The sequence below is a fragment of the Vibrio sp. Vb0937 genome, assembly GCF_033338855.1.
Genome location: NZ_JAWOTK010000288.1, coordinates 1 through 1,218 on the forward strand (window position 1 = coordinate 1; position 1,218 = coordinate 1,218).

General features: G+C 46.1%; 1 protein-coding gene. It reads right to left on the reverse strand.

Translation table 11 applies throughout. The features are described 5' to 3' along the window. Positions 1 to 316: 316 nt before the first annotated feature. Positions 317 to 1,218 (reverse strand): methyl-accepting chemotaxis protein (locus R7P67_RS25135; protein ID WP_318086360.1); only part of this gene is annotated, 902 nt, incomplete at its 5' end.

Below are 1,218 nucleotides of genomic sequence, written 5' to 3' on the forward strand. Positions count from 1 at the left end.
AAATTGGAATTGGCAGGTTAAGCATAGCGGAACGCCGTCCGCTTGAACATTATTTCATCAGGTACAAGGAGAACTTGAGATTCACTTCAAAATAAACCGTTTCCCAATCGGTATTTGATCAATGCTATTTTCCTTTCGTTCCTCAAATAGACTTCAAATTATTCAATAAGTTCGGTTTTATTACACCTGAGAATGAGTACGAGACAAGTACGTAGAGAAAGTGAATGCGAGTTATATTCTCGAAACAAATAAGTGAATACAAATGTAGAAAATAAAGGCTCCCAATTAGGAGCCTTTATTTGTTATTACCTTGTTATCAAGCAGTGCGGTAACGCTCTAATACTTCACCGAGTGAAACCGACGCTTTGGTTAAGTTCGCGACACCAACAGTAGACTGCTCCGCCACCTCTCGAATTGTGCTGGACTGAGTACGGATATCAGCAAGCTCAGAGGCGATATCATTCGCAACCGCACTTTGTTCCTCCGCGGAAGTGGAGATTTGAATGCTCATGTCCATCAATGAACGAGCAGAGTCCGCAATCGCTGTGACATCTTGACCAATTTCATCGATCAACTGGCTGCTTGTTTGGGCTTGCTTGACCGTTCTGCCAGTAATCGAAGCGATGTTTTGGCTTTCCGATTGCAGCTTCTCAATCATGGCTTGGATTTCTACCGTGGCTTGTTGTGTACGACTTGCCAGCGTTCGGACTTCATCGGCTACAACGGCAAAACCGCGGCCTTGTTCACCAGCGCGCGCAGCTTCAATGGCAGCGTTAAGCGCAAGCAAGTTGGTTTGTTCCGCGATGTCTTGGATAACGTCAACCACAACGCTAATGTTAGACGCATCTTGTTCCAGTTCTGTCACCATGTTGCCAACCGATTGAATCGCCAATGACGCTTCGTGGATTTGGTTAATACATTCTTGAACGACACCGCGGCCTTCTTTCGCATCGTGAGAAGCACTGTTTGCCGTTTCTGACGCGGCTTCGGTGTTGCTGGCGACTTCATTTACTGTCGCTTGCATTTCGTTCATTGCTGTTGCGATAAGGTTTAGCTGAACTTGTTGTTCATCCATGCCTGTTGAAGTCTGTTCGGAAATCGCGCTCACTTCTTCAATAGCGGTGCCTACTTGAGCTGTGGTTGACGAGATACTGTCGACCAAAGTAAGCAACTTCGCTTGCATATCAACGCAGGCATCTGCCAAGGTGCCAAGCTCAT